The organism is Bacillus sp. SLBN-46 (assembly GCF_031453555.1).
Lineage (GTDB): Bacteria > Bacillota > Bacilli > Bacillales > Cytobacillaceae > Neobacillus.
Genome location: NZ_JAVIZM010000001.1, coordinates 4,557,081 through 4,570,849, shown reverse-complemented (window position 1 = coordinate 4,570,849; position 13,769 = coordinate 4,557,081). Strand labels below are relative to the sequence as shown.

The 13,769-nt window shown below is 41.8% G+C and carries 10 protein-coding genes; 8 read left to right on the top strand and 2 right to left on the bottom strand.

The features are described 5' to 3' along the window. Positions 1–2: 2 nt before the first annotated feature. Positions 3–965: a D-2-hydroxyacid dehydrogenase gene (locus QFZ87_RS23245; RefSeq protein ID WP_309866856.1), complete on the bottom strand. Its 963-nt coding sequence runs from the start codon at positions 963–965 to the stop codon at positions 3–5. 193 nt (positions 966–1,158) lie between these two features. Between QFZ87_RS23245 and QFZ87_RS23240 the strand changes: the two genes are divergently transcribed. Together QFZ87_RS23240 and QFZ87_RS23235 are read left to right on the top strand one after the other, a co-directional pair. Continuing rightward, positions 1,159–2,370: an MFS transporter gene (locus tag QFZ87_RS23240; RefSeq protein WP_309866854.1), complete on the top strand. Its 1,212-nt coding sequence runs from the start codon at positions 1,159–1,161 to the stop codon at positions 2,368–2,370. 178 nt (positions 2,371–2,548) lie between these two features. Next, the gene (locus QFZ87_RS23235) at positions 2,549–3,316 is read left to right on the top strand and encodes a 3-hydroxyacyl-CoA dehydrogenase (RefSeq protein WP_309866852.1); all 768 of its coding nucleotides are present in this window, start codon (positions 2,549–2,551) and stop codon (positions 3,314–3,316) included. 129 nt (positions 3,317–3,445) lie between these two features. Here QFZ87_RS23235 and QFZ87_RS23230 read toward each other — a convergent pair whose 3' ends face one another. Further along, positions 3,446–4,546 (bottom strand): DUF4303 domain-containing protein, encoded by a 1,101-nt coding sequence (locus tag QFZ87_RS23230; protein WP_309866849.1) that lies wholly within the window; start codon positions 4,544–4,546, stop codon positions 3,446–3,448. A 293-nt stretch (positions 4,547–4,839) separates the two neighbouring features. On the opposite strand from QFZ87_RS23230, the gene QFZ87_RS23225 reads away from it, so the two are divergent. The 6 genes from QFZ87_RS23225 (at position 4,840) to QFZ87_RS23200 (ending at position 13,699) form a co-directional block, all read left to right on the top strand. After that, on the top strand, positions 4,840–6,585 hold the full coding sequence (locus QFZ87_RS23225) for a sigma 54-interacting transcriptional regulator (protein ID WP_309866847.1): 1,746 nt from the start codon (positions 4,840–4,842) through the stop codon (positions 6,583–6,585). Between the two features lie 217 nt (positions 6,586–6,802). Next, positions 6,803–8,335, top strand: coding sequence for an acyl-CoA synthetase (locus QFZ87_RS23220; RefSeq protein ID WP_309866845.1), 1,533 nt, complete (start codon positions 6,803–6,805; stop codon positions 8,333–8,335). A gap of 51 nt (positions 8,336–8,386) precedes the next feature. Next, positions 8,387–9,532 carry an acyl-CoA dehydrogenase family protein gene (locus tag QFZ87_RS23215; protein ID WP_309866842.1) on the top strand — a complete coding sequence of 382 codons (1,146 nt, stop codon included), beginning with the start codon at positions 8,387–8,389 and terminating at the stop codon, positions 9,530–9,532. A gap of 18 nt (positions 9,533–9,550) precedes the next feature. Further along, positions 9,551–10,708 carry a thiolase family protein gene (locus tag QFZ87_RS23210; protein WP_309866840.1) on the top strand — a complete coding sequence of 386 codons (1,158 nt, stop codon included), beginning with the start codon at positions 9,551–9,553 and terminating at the stop codon, positions 10,706–10,708. Between the two features lie 303 nt (positions 10,709–11,011). Next, positions 11,012–12,586, top strand: a complete 1,575-nt coding sequence (locus tag QFZ87_RS23205; protein ID WP_309866836.1) for a fatty acid--CoA ligase — start codon at positions 11,012–11,014, stop codon at positions 12,584–12,586. 18 nt (positions 12,587–12,604) lie between these two features. Beyond that, a complete protein-coding gene (locus QFZ87_RS23200; protein WP_309866834.1) occupies positions 12,605–13,699 on the top strand; it encodes a CaiB/BaiF CoA transferase family protein in 1,095 nt (364 codons plus the stop codon). The last annotated feature ends 70 nt before the right edge of the window (positions 13,700–13,769 follow it).

Sequence of the window (13,769 nt, the reverse complement as noted above, 5' to 3'; positions counted from 1 at the left end):
TGTTAATATCCTTTTGTAAAATCAACGCGGTTAATTGACGGGATGTTTCCTGCTAGATATTCCTTTAAGTTCGGGATAAGGATATTTTCAATGACCCGCTTATTATAATGCTCAGTAGAACCGGAAGTGTGCGGGGTAATGATGACGTTCTCCATTTCCCATAATGGGCTCTCTGTTGTGAGCGGTTCTTTTTCAAATACATCTAATCCGGCACCGGCTATGGTTCCATCCTTCAATGCCTGTATAAGCTCTTCTTCCACCACAATTTCACCTCGACCAATATTAATGAAAAAGGCAGAAGACTTCATTTGCTTAAATTGTTCAGCACCAAATAATCGATGAGTTTCGTTTGTAAGAGGTAACGTCACCACCACATAATCACACTTAGGGAGCAATACATTTAATTGGTCTGGTCTATACATTTCATCAACATAGTCTGCTGGCTGACCTGAGTGCCTGACACCAAGGACGTTCATTCCAAATGCATTGGCAATCTTCGCTGTTTCTTTTCCAATCTCACCAACGCCAATAATCCCCACTGTTTTTTCATGCATTTCTAGTCCCATGTGTGCGTGGTGCCAGGTTTTTGATTGCTGGTTTTTGACATATGTATGCAGCTTACGTGTTAGGCCTAGCATCAAGGCGAAAATCGTTTCGGAAATAGGATACGCATGAACACCATTGGCACTGGTAACTGTTATGTTTCTATTGTTTAATTCATCTAGTGGTAAGTTATTCACACCAGCACTCCAGGTTTGCAGCCATTTAAGCTTGGATTGCGGGGCAAGAATCTCTTCTTCCAATCCTTTTTTCCAGCCAGCGATAATTTCGGCCTCTTGCAAATGTTCCTGCCAAACTTCTTTGTCCTTACCGATGAGTAACTCCCAGTCAGGTAAGATATTTTCCAGTAGATTGATATGGTCTAGATCTAAATTATGGGTGATGACTAGCTTTCTTTTTTGCATATGAATCCTCCGTTCGTATGATGTTTATCTGATTTAATGATAACGTAAATAGGCAGAAATATTAACTTGTTTCGAATAATCTTTCTGTTTTCCTTTTTCCAGCTTCTGTGCTATTATTTAGTGATACGAAATAAAATAAATGAATGAGAATCTTCTCGGAGAAGGTTCTTTTTTGATGGAAGGAAGTGGTAGGATGAAGGAGCGTTTGTGGACGAAGTCATTTATTATGCTCATGGTAGGGAACTTATTTGTGTTTATGTCATTCCAAATGCTTATTCCGACTCTACCGCCATATATAAAGTCAATTGGAGCATCTGGATTAGAGATTGGGTTAGTAACGGCATTATTTTCGATAGGTGCTGTCATTAGCCGGCCTTTTATCGGCTTTATGCTTGAATATAAACCGAGAAAAGCACTGGTAATATCCGGCGCAATTATGCTCTTACTCATTACCATTCTTTATCCGATTTCACAAGTAGTTCTGATTTTTCTATTGTTCCGCTTGGTCCATGGATTAGCTTGGGGTTGGTCAACAACGGTTAACGGGACGGCAGCAGTTGATGTTATTCCTAATTCACGGCTTGGTGAAGGGATGGGCTATTTCGGCCTGTCGATTACGATTGGGATGATTATTGCGCCAAGTCTAGGAATCTTTCTATATAAAATTACTACATTTACTAATCTCATCTATATTTCAGCTTTTTTAGGGGTTATTGCAATTGTGTTGCTTTTGATTGTACGTTATCAAACTCCTGAAGCTGTCCTACATACGAAAAAAGAAGACTTAAAGTTTTCCTATGTAGGGTCGTTAGTTGAAAAATCAAGCTGGTTTCCTGCGTTTATAACGATTATTATCAATCTTGGCTACGGATCAATCGTGACGTTTATTGTCATCTTTGGTCAAGAAAGAGGCATCGATCAAATCTTTTTATTTTATATTTTTAATGCGTTGATGGCTACGGTAGCAAGGCCGATTGCGGGAAAATGGTTTGATGAAAAAGGCCCAATCGGACTGGTTCTTTTCTGCACCATCCTTACTTTTATCGGCATGTGGGTACTCTCCTATGCTCATTCAAGCCTCTTAATTGCTGTTGCAGGCGTACTTTTTGGCTTGGGCTTTGGCTGTTTAATCCCTACTCTTCAGTCTTGGGCATTATTAATGACACCAACGAATCGTCGTGGTGTAGCTAATGGAATGATTTTTTCCTCCATTGATTTGGGGATCGGGCTGAGCGGCGTTATTTTTGGCGCCCTTGCACAGTTTGTAGATACGGCGTCGATTTTCCGAATTGCGAGTCTTTTTCTACTAGTTGCTATTGCCTTAGTTATTATTATGGAAAAAAAGAAACGGGCTACGTCACAGGAAAATATCGTTTCTAAGAAAAAGGTCAGAGCCTCCTATTAATGGGGCCTGACCTTTTTTTGAGACTGTACAAATTTCGGTCATATTCTTGTGAAAACTGTCCAAACGATATACATATAAAAAATGAATATAAGACAACTGCTTTACCAACCTTAAAATATCCAACTGGCACAATTCTTGCAATTTAACAAAATAGAATTCTTTTAAGGGGGTTAATAGGATGGATATGCAAGCTTGTCGTGCCATCGTTACAGGCGGGGCTTCAGGACTTGGAGAAGCGACTGTGCGTAACATTGTAGGCAAAGGCGGAAAAGCGGTTATTTTTGACCAGTCTGAAGAAAATGGGAAGCGGCTCGAATCTGAGTTAGGGGAAGCAGTTTTATTTTTGAAGGCAGATGTCACGAAGGAAGAGGACATCCAGGAAGCGGTTAATAAAGCGTCTGACTTTTTAGGTGAAGTTAATACGGTTGTAAACTGTGCGGGAATTGGGATTGCTGAAAAAGTCATTGGCAGAAATGGAGCTCATAACCTAGCTCTTTTTTCAAAGGTCATCAATGTCAATTTGATTGGGACCTTCAATGTGATTCGGATTGCAGCTGAGAAAATGTCGAGCAACGAATTAAATGAACAAAACGAGAGAGGTGTAATCATTAATACTGCCTCTGTGGCTGCTTTTGACGGTCAAATCGGCCAGGCAGCATACAGTGCTTCAAAAGGTGGAATTGTCGGCATGACCTTACCGATTGCAAGAGAGCTTGCACGATACGGAATCCGGGTGATGACGATCGCACCGGGACTTTTCCACACACCAATGTTTGATACTCTTCCACAGGAAGCTAGGGATTCACTTGGGAAAATGGTGCCGTTCCCACCAAGGCTTGGTTATCCAACTGAATATGCTCAGCTCGTCCAAAGTATCATTGAAAACCCAATGCTAAACGGTGAAACCATCAGACTAGATGGAGCCATCAGAATGCAGCCGAAATAATAAAGTGATGTAGGGGAGAACAATAACTATCTTCTCATTAATAATATAAAGAAAAATGACTATCAACTTTAAATTGCTTGATAGTCATTTTTTATTTATATTTAGAGATTAGCAAGATTAAAAAAAGAATTATAGGTTTAAGTTAAAATGATGATAGTTCTCCAATCGATTTCCACGGCCTATACAAGGATAGGGAAATTGACCAGGAGATAGGGAATTCAACGCTCTTGCAAGAAGAGAAACATTCCTACCGATACCGTCATATGGATAGGCAATTGTTTTGGTAAACCAATATTGTAGCAACTCGTGCAACGGCTTTACCATTTCTTCGTCTCCCGTTGATTTAACTAGGTCAATTAATTCGTGTGTGATTTTTCCTTCCTTCGTCCATACACTAAGGGTGCCAGTTTTATCTTCTTTTACGCCTTTCGCCCTTTCCTCTTTTGGCAAAGAAGCGAAATCATGGTTTAATTCCTCACATTTCCCGTACGTCTGAAGTAATGATATCAATTTGGGTGAAATGTCTTTCCCAAAATTTTTAATGATATTTTCAACATCATACTTATTCCGTCGGCACGCCTTTAAATAGTTGACTTCCTCACCCTCTGTCTCGGTTACAAAGTCCTCATATGCCGCTATCCAATAACTCATTTGTTCCTCCTTGCTCATTTGGTGAAGGTTGACCTGCAGCTGTTCGAACCTCGCGATTTCCGGAAAGGCAGCATACAATTTTTCCAACGGAACTGTTTCTTTTATAAGGTTAATCTGTTCATCATAATCCATATCGTGAATGATGTTAAAAGCAATAAAATCCTCCGTCAGGTTCATTAAGTTGAAATGTTCATCCAATTGATTGCATACATTGATAGCACATTTGATTAGTGGGTCCCATCCTTCGAACTCATCCGATTCTTGAGTTGCAATGCGGGATGCGAATTCTTCTATATCTTTGGAGAACTTAAAAGGGATTCCAAAGTCATTAATGCTATATTTTAGATTTCTAAGCCCGTAGAATGGATCTTCAATAGTGTAATAGGTGCCACTACTTCTTTTTTTATTAAAAGAATCCAATGTGTTGATAAATAGGACAATATTACCGTGGTCTAATTGTGTGTAAATACAGAAGGCATAGACGTCTCTGTTGTGTTCAGTGCTTGAAAATTCTTCAATAATTCTACAGGAATCTTGAAACAGTAATTCTTCAAATCTCTTGTATTCCAATTTCTTCATAATTGGTCCCCCATTTGAGCCTTACGTGTCCATTGCAGATTGAATCTATGGAAGGCTCCTAGTTGTCTATAATATATAAATTTCTAGTATTTAAGATATAACACCTATTTATCTAAAAATTCGACAATAGTTTAGGTATTCCTTGCTTTCCCGGTAATGAAAAAGGATTTTTAGGGATTTCTTCATTTTTTGGTTACCCTGTATAAAATTGAAAGAATGTCTGTTGTAAAAATAGTCAAAAAAATCACTCTTTTTTTGATACAATAAAACTATGTAAAGAGGGTGGTGACGAAATGCCTGAATTTAAAGATATCATTACGCCAGTGGACTGTAGGGTAACAGAAGTAACGACACTTAAAGAAGCCCTTGATCTCATGCAAGAAAAGAAGTGGAACCTGCTTCCAGTAACGGATTCAGACAGAAAGCTGCTAGGTGTTTTTACTAGAAGCAGCTTATACCAAATGGTCAGAGCAGAATGTCCCCTTATCACTCCCATCAAAGAATACATAAAAAAACAGGTTGAAACATTAAAAATCAACACTCCGTACGAACAGATTGAGAGGATTGTAAAAACCAGTCAGGTTGGAACAGGTGTGATTATCGATGAACAAGACCGAGTGGTTGGAATTTTAACAAAGACAGATATGGTCATGTCACTTTTACAAACCTCACAGGAATTACAAACGATTAAAACATTGAAAAGAACATTGGAAACAGCAATTGACCATGCATTTGACGGGATTGTCATGACGGATGAAAAGAAAAAGATTCAGATGGTCAGTCCTCCTCTTTTAGAATTATTTAATCTTCAAATCGAAGCTGTGCTACACGAACCAGCTGAGAAAGCACTGCCACAGCTTCACTTAGAAAAGGTTTATGAATCCGAAACCGCTGAAGTAAGCGGGTTTTTAGAGATTAATGGCATTAAATATATCGTTCATCGCATCCCCATTGTAGAGGACGGAAGGGTGATTGGTGCAATAGGTAAGGTGGTGTTCCGGCAATTAATCGAGGTAAGCGAGCTATTTAAAAAGCTGCAGAAGGCAGAGAATAAGGCAAGCTTTTATCATCAGCAATTTCAGAAGTCGGAATCAGCGAGGTTCACATGGGACCATCTTTTAACCGTCGACCCCTATATGGAAAAATTGAAGAAAAGTGCGGTAAAAGCAGCAAAAGGCCGTTCTACCATTCTGATTCGCGGAGAAAGTGGTACGGGCAAAGAACTATTTGCACACGCCATTCATAAAAGTAGTGCTAGAAGTACGGGAAAGTTCATTGTTGTCAATTGCGCAGCCATTCCTGAGGATTTGCTAGAATCGGAGTTTTTTGGCTATGAAGAAGGAGCTTTTACAGGAGCGAGACAAAAAGGGAAGCTAGGTAAGTTCGATTTGGCCAATGGAGGGACTCTTTTTCTCGATGAGATTGGAGATATGTCGTTAGCGCTCCAGGCAAAGCTATTGCGTGTCCTTCAAGAGAGAGAATTTTATCGGGTGGGTGGAACGGTAAGAATTCAGGTGGATGTCAGAATTATCGCCGCTACTAACCGTAACCTTGAAGAAATGGTCAAAGAAGGAACGTTTAGAGAGGATTTATACTACCGCCTCAATGTGATTTCATTAAACGTTCCTCCTCTAAGGGAACGCCTTTATGATGTCGACCATTTAATAGGACAATTCATGATTGAACTTAATCAAATATTGGGCACAAGCATAATGGGGATAGAGGAAAGGGCAAGAGAAACATTGCTAGGTTACGATTGGCCTGGGAATGTCCGTGAGCTAAGAAACGTGATGGAACGGGCCATGACCTTTGCTGAAAGTGGAAAAATTAAATATGAGGACCTACCTGATTATGTAACAAAGAAGGTGACCATTTTCGAACCATTGGGGAATGTTTCCTTAGTTGAAAATGCTGAGCTTGAAGCGATTAAAAAGGCACTTGTCCAAGTTCAAGGAAATAAAGTAAAGGCCGCTAGATTACTAGGAATCAGCCGGTCTGGATTATATGAAAAAATAAAAAAATATAAATTGCCGACCTAGGAACAACGGGTGGTGAGGGGAGACGTGAATACATCACTTCGTCTCCCTCGTTTCATAGTGTCCAATTTTTGGACATTAGTTTGTCGTCTGTGTATGGTTGAAATACAACTAAAAGTTTGAAGAATCCTGTGTTGGCTTCTACTTTTATTTTTCTGAATATTGGCACAAAAATTGCAAGAATAACGGTTGAGTCTTTTATTAAAGGAGGATCCCAATTATGAATATTGGCAGCCTATTAACACAAAATGCGAACAAATATCCTGAATTGTTAGCTATCGAATGTGAAGGCAGACGCTATACGTACCTTCAATTTAATGAGGAAGTCAATCAACTGGCACACGGTTTAATGAATCAGGGAGTTAAAAAAGGTGATAAGCTTGCATTAATGATGAAAAATTCGGATCACTTTGTGTTTACTTTTTTTGCGGCTGCCAAAATTGGTGCGGTTGCTGTTCCAGTTAACTTCCGACTGACGGCTTCAGAGGTTCAATATATTTTACAGCAGTCTGACGCTGCGGTTGTCGTTTGTGACAAGGAATTTGAGTCAATCATTGCAGAAGCGAAGCAAGGTGCGGGTGTTCGGTTGGTGATTACCGTTGGTGGTGAACCAGAAACAACAGGCTACTATTCGTATGAAACAATTCTATCCGCTAACAAAGAGGAACCAAATGTAGAGGTATCTCAGCAGGACGACTTAGAAATCCTCTATACCTCAGGGACAACGGGGCGGCCAAAGGGAGCATTATTTACACATGACCAAATTTTTAAAGTTGGCATTTCTGTTGTCATCAATATGGGAATCCGGCCACATGAGCATATTCTGCATTTAGCACCACTGTTCCACTCAGCACAGCTGAACCTATTCCTTATTTCCGGTGTGGCACTTGGTGCTACCCATATTATCCATCGAGATTTCCATCCAGTAAAAACACTTCAAGCCATTCAAGAGCATAAAATTACCCATCTTTTCGCCGTTCCAGCTATGTATAACTTCCTTCTCCAAGTACCAAATGCAGCAGATTATGATCTATCTTCCATAAAGAGAGTTGGGTATGGAGCCGCACCAATGGCACCTGAGTTGGTCAAAAAAAGCATGCAGCTATTTAAAACAGACCAGTTTTACAACCTGTGCGGTTTAACGGAAGCAGGACCTGGAGGCATTCTTCTCGATCCCGAGGGACATAAGAATCATCTTGGAAAAGGTGGGAAGCCCATTTTCTTAACGGAAACACGGGTGGTGAATGAAGAAGGAATTGATGTGTTGCCCGGCGTGATTGGGGAATTTATTGTTCGCAGTCCGATGGTGATGAAGGAATATTATAAAAAGCCGGAGGAGACGAAGAGCACGCTGAAGGATGGCTGGCTTTATACAGGAGATTTAGCCACGATTGACGAGGAAGGCTATATTACGCTTGTGGACCGGAAGAAAGATATGATCATCTCCGGCGGGGAGAATGTGTATTCGGTGGAAGTTGAAAGTGTTCTCTTTGAGCATCCTGGTATTCTTGATGCCGCGATTATCGGGTTGCCGGATGAAGTTTGGGGTGAGGCAGTCTGTGCTATCGTTGTACCGAGAGAGGGGGCTGTGATTGACGAGCAGGAACTGCGAAGCTTCTGTCGTCAAAAGCTTGCAGGTTATAAGGTGCCACGACGGATTTTTATCGAGGAGCAGCTGCCGAGAAATGCCTCTGGAAAAGTATTAAAATATCAGCTGCGACAGAAGATGCGGACTGAGAGTAATGTGAAGTAAATTTGTGCATAAAATCGTAAGCGTTCTCATAATGAAAGAGAGGTTTTTGAAATGAAACATCCATATTTAACTGATGACCATGAAATATTTCGCCAATCATTAAGAAAGTTTTTAGAAAAAGAAGCATATCCCTTTTATGAGCAGTGGGAAGAAGACCGGATGATTCCTCGCTCTTTTTGGAAGAAGATGGGGGATCAGGGCTTCCTATGTCCAGATATTGATGAGAAATATGGCGGCAGTGAGGTGGATTGGGGCTTTGCGGTTGTTATTAATGAAGAATTGGAACGTGTAGGCTCCGGTTTAATTGGAATTGGCCTTCACAATGATATTGTCGTTCCCTACATCACAGCTTACGGAACAGAGGAGCAAAAGCAGCGCTGGCTACCTAAATGTGTCACCGGTGAAATCATTACCGCTATTGCGATGACAGAGCCAGGTACGGGTTCAGACCTAGCCAATATTAAAACAACTGCCAAGCTGGATGGTGACCACTATATTGTGAATGGTCAAAAGACGTTTATCACAAATGGTATCCAATCAGACCTTGTCGTTGTTGCTGTGAAGACTGATACACAAGCCGTTCCTAAGCATAAAGGAGTCAGCCTGCTTGTCATCGAACGAGATACTCCTGGTTTTTCAAGAGGAAGAAAGTTAAACAAAGTCGGACTCCATTGCCAGGATACTGCGGAATTAATCTTTGAGGATTGTCGTGTACCAAAGGAAAACCTGCTTGGTGAGGAAGGCAAAGGCTTTCTTTATTTAATGGAAAAGCTTCAGCAGGAACGACTTCTTGTAGCGATTGGGGCGCAAACAGCATCGGAAGTAATGCTGAAAATGACTATGGATTATGTGAAAAGTAGAGAAGCGTTCGGCAGACCCGTCAGCCAGTTTCAAAATACGCAGTTTAAAATTGTCGAGATGGCCACGGAAATTGAAATGGGCAGAGCTTTCCTTGATCAGTTAATTGCTGAGCATATTGAAGGGAAAAACGTAGTGACAAAGGTGTCGATGGCAAAATGGAAGTTAACCGATATTGCTAAACGGATTGCGGCGGAATGTATGCAGCTCCACGGTGGCTATGGGTATATGGAAGAATACGAGATTGCGAGACGATTCCGTGATATCCCGGTCTCTAGCATTTATGCCGGTACGAATGAGATTATGAAAACGATTATTGCGAAAAACTTAGGATTATAGAAAGAGGGGACGAGAACGATGCGTGAAGTAGTTATAGTTGAAGGTGTGCGTACTCCGGTTGGAAGAAGAAATGGGTTGTTAAAGGATATTCGTCCAGACGACCTAGCGGGTTTAACATTGAAAGAGCTTGTGAACCGGGCAGGAATCGACCCTGCGATTATTGATGATGTGATTTTAGGCTGTGTCACTCAAGCGGGGGAACAGGCGGGAGATATTGCTAGAGTTGCGGCATTAATTGCTGGCTTCCCAATCGAAGTTCCTGGAACAACGATTGACCGTCAATGCGGTTCGAGTCAGCAAGCTGTCCACTTTGCAGCACAGGCGATTCTCGCTGGTGATATGAATGTGGTGATTGCTGGTGGAGTGGAAAGCATGTCGCGTGTTCCGATGGGCTCCAACTATAAAGGGGCGGAGGAACCTTTTAGTCCTACTTTAAAATCTAAATACGAAATGATTCATCAAGGATTGTCTGCAGAAAGGATTGCCGAAAACTATGGCTTTACTCGTGAGGAGCTCGACCAATTCTCGCTTGAGAGCCATCAGAAAGCATTAAAGGCACAAGAGGAAGGGTATTTCGCAAGAGAAATTTTCCAACTTGAAGTGACACTTCCAGATGGCACAACTACGGTGGTTAAGGATGATTCTGGTCCTCGAAAAGGAACTTCATTGGAGGCTTTAGCTGGATTGCGGACTTCATTTAAGGAAGATGGAGTCATTCATGCGGGGAATTCGAGCCAAATTAGTGATGGGGCAGCTGCCTTATTGTTGATGTCTCGTGAAAAAGCAGAAGAGTTGGGGTTAAAGCCACGCTTCCGTGTTCATACACGTGTGGTTGTAGGCTCAGATCCAACATTAATGCTGACAGGGCCGATTCCAGCAACACAGAAAGCCTTGGAAAAATCGGGCTTATCGATTGATGATATCGATGTATTTGAAGTCAATGAAGCGTTCGCTCCAGTTCCACTCGCTTGGTTGCGAGAGACGGGTGCAGATCCAGCTAAGCTCAACCCAAATGGTGGTGCGATTGCACTTGGCCATCCACTAGGCGGCAGCGGTGCTCGTCTGATGGTGACGATGATGCACGAATTGGAGCGGAGCGGAGGCCGTTATGGTTTGCAAACCATGTGCGAAGGTCATGGCATGGCTAATGCAACGATTATTGAGAGATTGGATTAAGTTTTAGGTTGGGAATCTTGGATTCGCTCATAAACTAGTGAAATTCGCTCATATAACTTTAGGATTCGCTCATATTAACTTGAAATACGCTCATATAATCATCAGGGAACTAGATTCGCGAATAAATGGGCTATATTCGCGAATAAAAACCAAAAATTCGCGAATAAAAACTCAAAATTCGAGAATAAAAGCCTAAGATTCGCGAATAAGCAGCAATCAGAGATAAAAATTCCTGCAAAAAACACAAAAAAGGCAATCGGCCAACACCGATTGCCTACCAAACTATTAAACGGAGGCGGTTAAATGAGTACAACCATCGGAAAAATCTTTGATTTGACGGTAAAAAAGTTCCCAAATAAGGAAGCCCTATATGATGTCAGGAAAAATACCCGTTATACCTACAAAGAGTGGAATGAACAGGTCAACCGACTAGCACATGCACTAATAGACGAAGGGGTACAAAAAGGCGACCGGGTTTCCACCTTCCTCTTTAATACAGAAGAACTCGCAACCACGTTTATCGCCTGTGCCAAAATTGGTGCAGTATTCAATCCGATTAATTTCCGTTTAATGCCGGAGGAAGTCGCATATATTTTATCTGATGCGAGCCCAAAAGTAGTTCTTTTTGAACAAGCACTAGAGCCTGTCATTGCTGCTATTGAAAACCGATTCCCTCAAAGTGCCTTCTGGTTTATTGATAAAGACACACCTGCCTATGCAACCAACTACCAAGAAAAACTGACCACTAGCTCAACTCAAGAGATCCATGCAGAAGTAAATGAAAATGACCTATATGCCATTATGTATACAAGTGGGACAACCGGTCGGCCAAAGGGAGTCCTCCACCGCCACCGGAACATGGTCGAACAAAGCTTACTAGTCATCGGGGCGACTAAATACGAAGCGACAGATGTTGGACTTGTAACCGCACCCATGTTCCATTGTGCAGAACTCCATTGTGCCATCTTGCCGAGGATTCATGTGGGGGCACGAAATGTGGTCCTTCACCAATTCAATCCTAAAAAAGTATTAGAGCTAATCGGTCAGGAGAAGATTACAAAGTTTTTCGCTGCACCGACCATGTGGAACATGCTTTTACAAGAAGACCTCAATCAATACGATATTTCAAGTTTAAAGCTAGGTTTATATGGTGCTGCACCAATGGCGCCGTCCCTTGTTCATGCCTGCCATGATCGCTTAGGCATTGCTCTTGTCCAAGCTTATGGAATGACGGAAATGGGCCCAGCTATTACTTTTCTATCAGAAACAGATCAGCTAACAAAAGCAGGCTCTGCCGGCCAGGCATGCCTAAATCATGATATCCGAATTGTCCGTACCAAAGAGGATGGCCCATCCGATCCGGACGATGTGGTTCCTGCAGGTGAAACGGGAGAAATCATTGTCCAAGGCCCATGTATGATGTCAGGGTATTTCAATCGCGAGGAAGCAACAGAGAAAGCCCTGTATAAAGGCTGGTACCATTCTGGAGATATCGGCTATTTAGATGAGGATGGCTATCTATGGGTGAATGATCGTGTAGACGATATGATTATTAGCGGTGGGGAGAATATCTATCCACGGGAAGTAGAGGACCTTCTGCATGCCCATGCCGGTGTCCTTGATGTGGCGATTGTTGGCCAGCCCGATGACCGTTGGGGTGAAACGGTTACAGCGTTCGTTGTAAAAAAGGACCCTAATGTGACAGAACAAGAGCTGGATGAATACTGCAAGAACAGTGACAAACTCGCGAATTATAAGAGGCCTCGAAAATACGTTTTTTGTGAAGCACTCCCACGAAATGCAAGTGGGAAAATCCAAAAATTTGTGCTTCGAAAGCAGCTGGAGGAGCTATTTGCCCCAGGCTCGAAAAATTCGTAAAAGGAAAGGGTCCTAATCATGCTGGAAGGAATAAAAGTAATAGATTTCACCAACTACTTGCCAGGACCGTATGCGACCTTGCGATTAGCTGATCTTGGTGCGGAAATCATCAAGGTAGAGCCGCCTGAAGGAGACCCTGCGCGAAATACAGGAATATCGAAACAGGGTTCAGGGCTTGTTTTTCTAGCGAATAACCGGCAAAAGAAAAGTATCACCTTGAATTTGAAGGAGAAGGACGGAGTAGAGACAGCACTAAAATTAATTGCCCATGCGGATGTCCTTATTGAGAGTTTTAGACCTGGTGTGATGGAGAAACTTGGGCTTGGGTTTAAGGCGGTTCAAAAAGTGAAGCCTGATATTGTGTATTGCTCCATTTCGGGCTATGGACAAAACGGTCTGCTGAGTAAGCTTGGAAACCACGATCTCAATTATATGGCGTTAAGCGGTGTATTGGCTCAATTGAAGGATAAACAGGGTAAGCCTGTTCACCCATCGATTACAATTGCTGATTATCTAGGTGGATTTGCAGCAAATGAACGAATCCTTGCAGGACTTGTCTCACGATTTATAACGGGAAAAGGGAGTTATCATTCTATTTCCATTACGGATCAGCTTGTATCCTTGCTGGGAAACCATGTGATGGTTGAAAAAGAAACGGGCGAAGCGGGAGGAATCAGTGTCTTGAACGGAAGCATTATTTCGTATGCCTTATACGAAACGCAGGACGGAAGGTATATGAGTATCGGTGCATTGGAGCCAAAGTTTTGGCAGAATTTTTGTCGAGCCCATGGACGGGAAGAGTGGATCACGGCACACTTTTCTAAAACGGAAGACGCTAACCCGATTTTTCAAGAAATCACCACCCTTTTTAAAAGGAAAACCTTCTATGAGTGGATTGAGTTTGCTCAAAAGGTAGATTGCTGTATGGCGCCTGTGTTGGAAGTGGGTGAACTAAACGATCATCCATATTTTAAAGAAAAAGAATTGATTTTCACTTCCTCATGGGGGGATTGTCAGGTGAAGATGCATAGTGATTTAAAACAGGAAGTAATCTCGCCGCCTCCTAAAAAAGGCGAGCACAAAGACCAAATCTTAACTAATCTATTTGTATAAAAAGATCTAGACTGTCGAGATGTAATCGGCAGTTTTTTTAATTAAGAAAAAAATTCCAAATTAATGTTGA

What these genes read in the sequence shown, in the direction of transcription:
- QFZ87_RS23230 (WP_309866849.1), bottom strand. Translation starts at nt 4,546, where the DNA reads ATGAAGAAATTGGAATACAAGAGATTTGAAGAATTACTGTTTCAAGAT.
- QFZ87_RS23225 (WP_309866847.1), top strand. Translation starts at nt 4,840, where the DNA reads ATGCCTGAATTTAAAGATATCATTACGCCAGTGGACTGTAGGGTAACA.
- QFZ87_RS23200 (WP_309866834.1), top strand. Translation starts at nt 12,605, where the DNA reads ATGCTGGAAGGAATAAAAGTAATAGATTTCACCAACTACTTGCCAGGA.
- QFZ87_RS23220 (WP_309866845.1), top strand. Translation starts at nt 6,803, where the DNA reads ATGAATATTGGCAGCCTATTAACACAAAATGCGAACAAATATCCTGAA.
- QFZ87_RS23240 (WP_309866854.1), top strand. Translation starts at nt 1,159, where the DNA reads ATGAAGGAGCGTTTGTGGACGAAGTCATTTATTATGCTCATGGTAGGG.
- QFZ87_RS23235 (WP_309866852.1), top strand. Translation starts at nt 2,549, where the DNA reads ATGGATATGCAAGCTTGTCGTGCCATCGTTACAGGCGGGGCTTCAGGA.
- QFZ87_RS23215 (WP_309866842.1), top strand. Translation starts at nt 8,387, where the DNA reads ATGAAACATCCATATTTAACTGATGACCATGAAATATTTCGCCAATCA.
- QFZ87_RS23205 (WP_309866836.1), top strand. Translation starts at nt 11,012, where the DNA reads ATGAGTACAACCATCGGAAAAATCTTTGATTTGACGGTAAAAAAGTTC.
- QFZ87_RS23245 (WP_309866856.1), bottom strand. Translation starts at nt 965, where the DNA reads ATGCAAAAAAGAAAGCTAGTCATCACCCATAATTTAGATCTAGACCAT.
- QFZ87_RS23210 (WP_309866840.1), top strand. Translation starts at nt 9,551, where the DNA reads ATGCGTGAAGTAGTTATAGTTGAAGGTGTGCGTACTCCGGTTGGAAGA.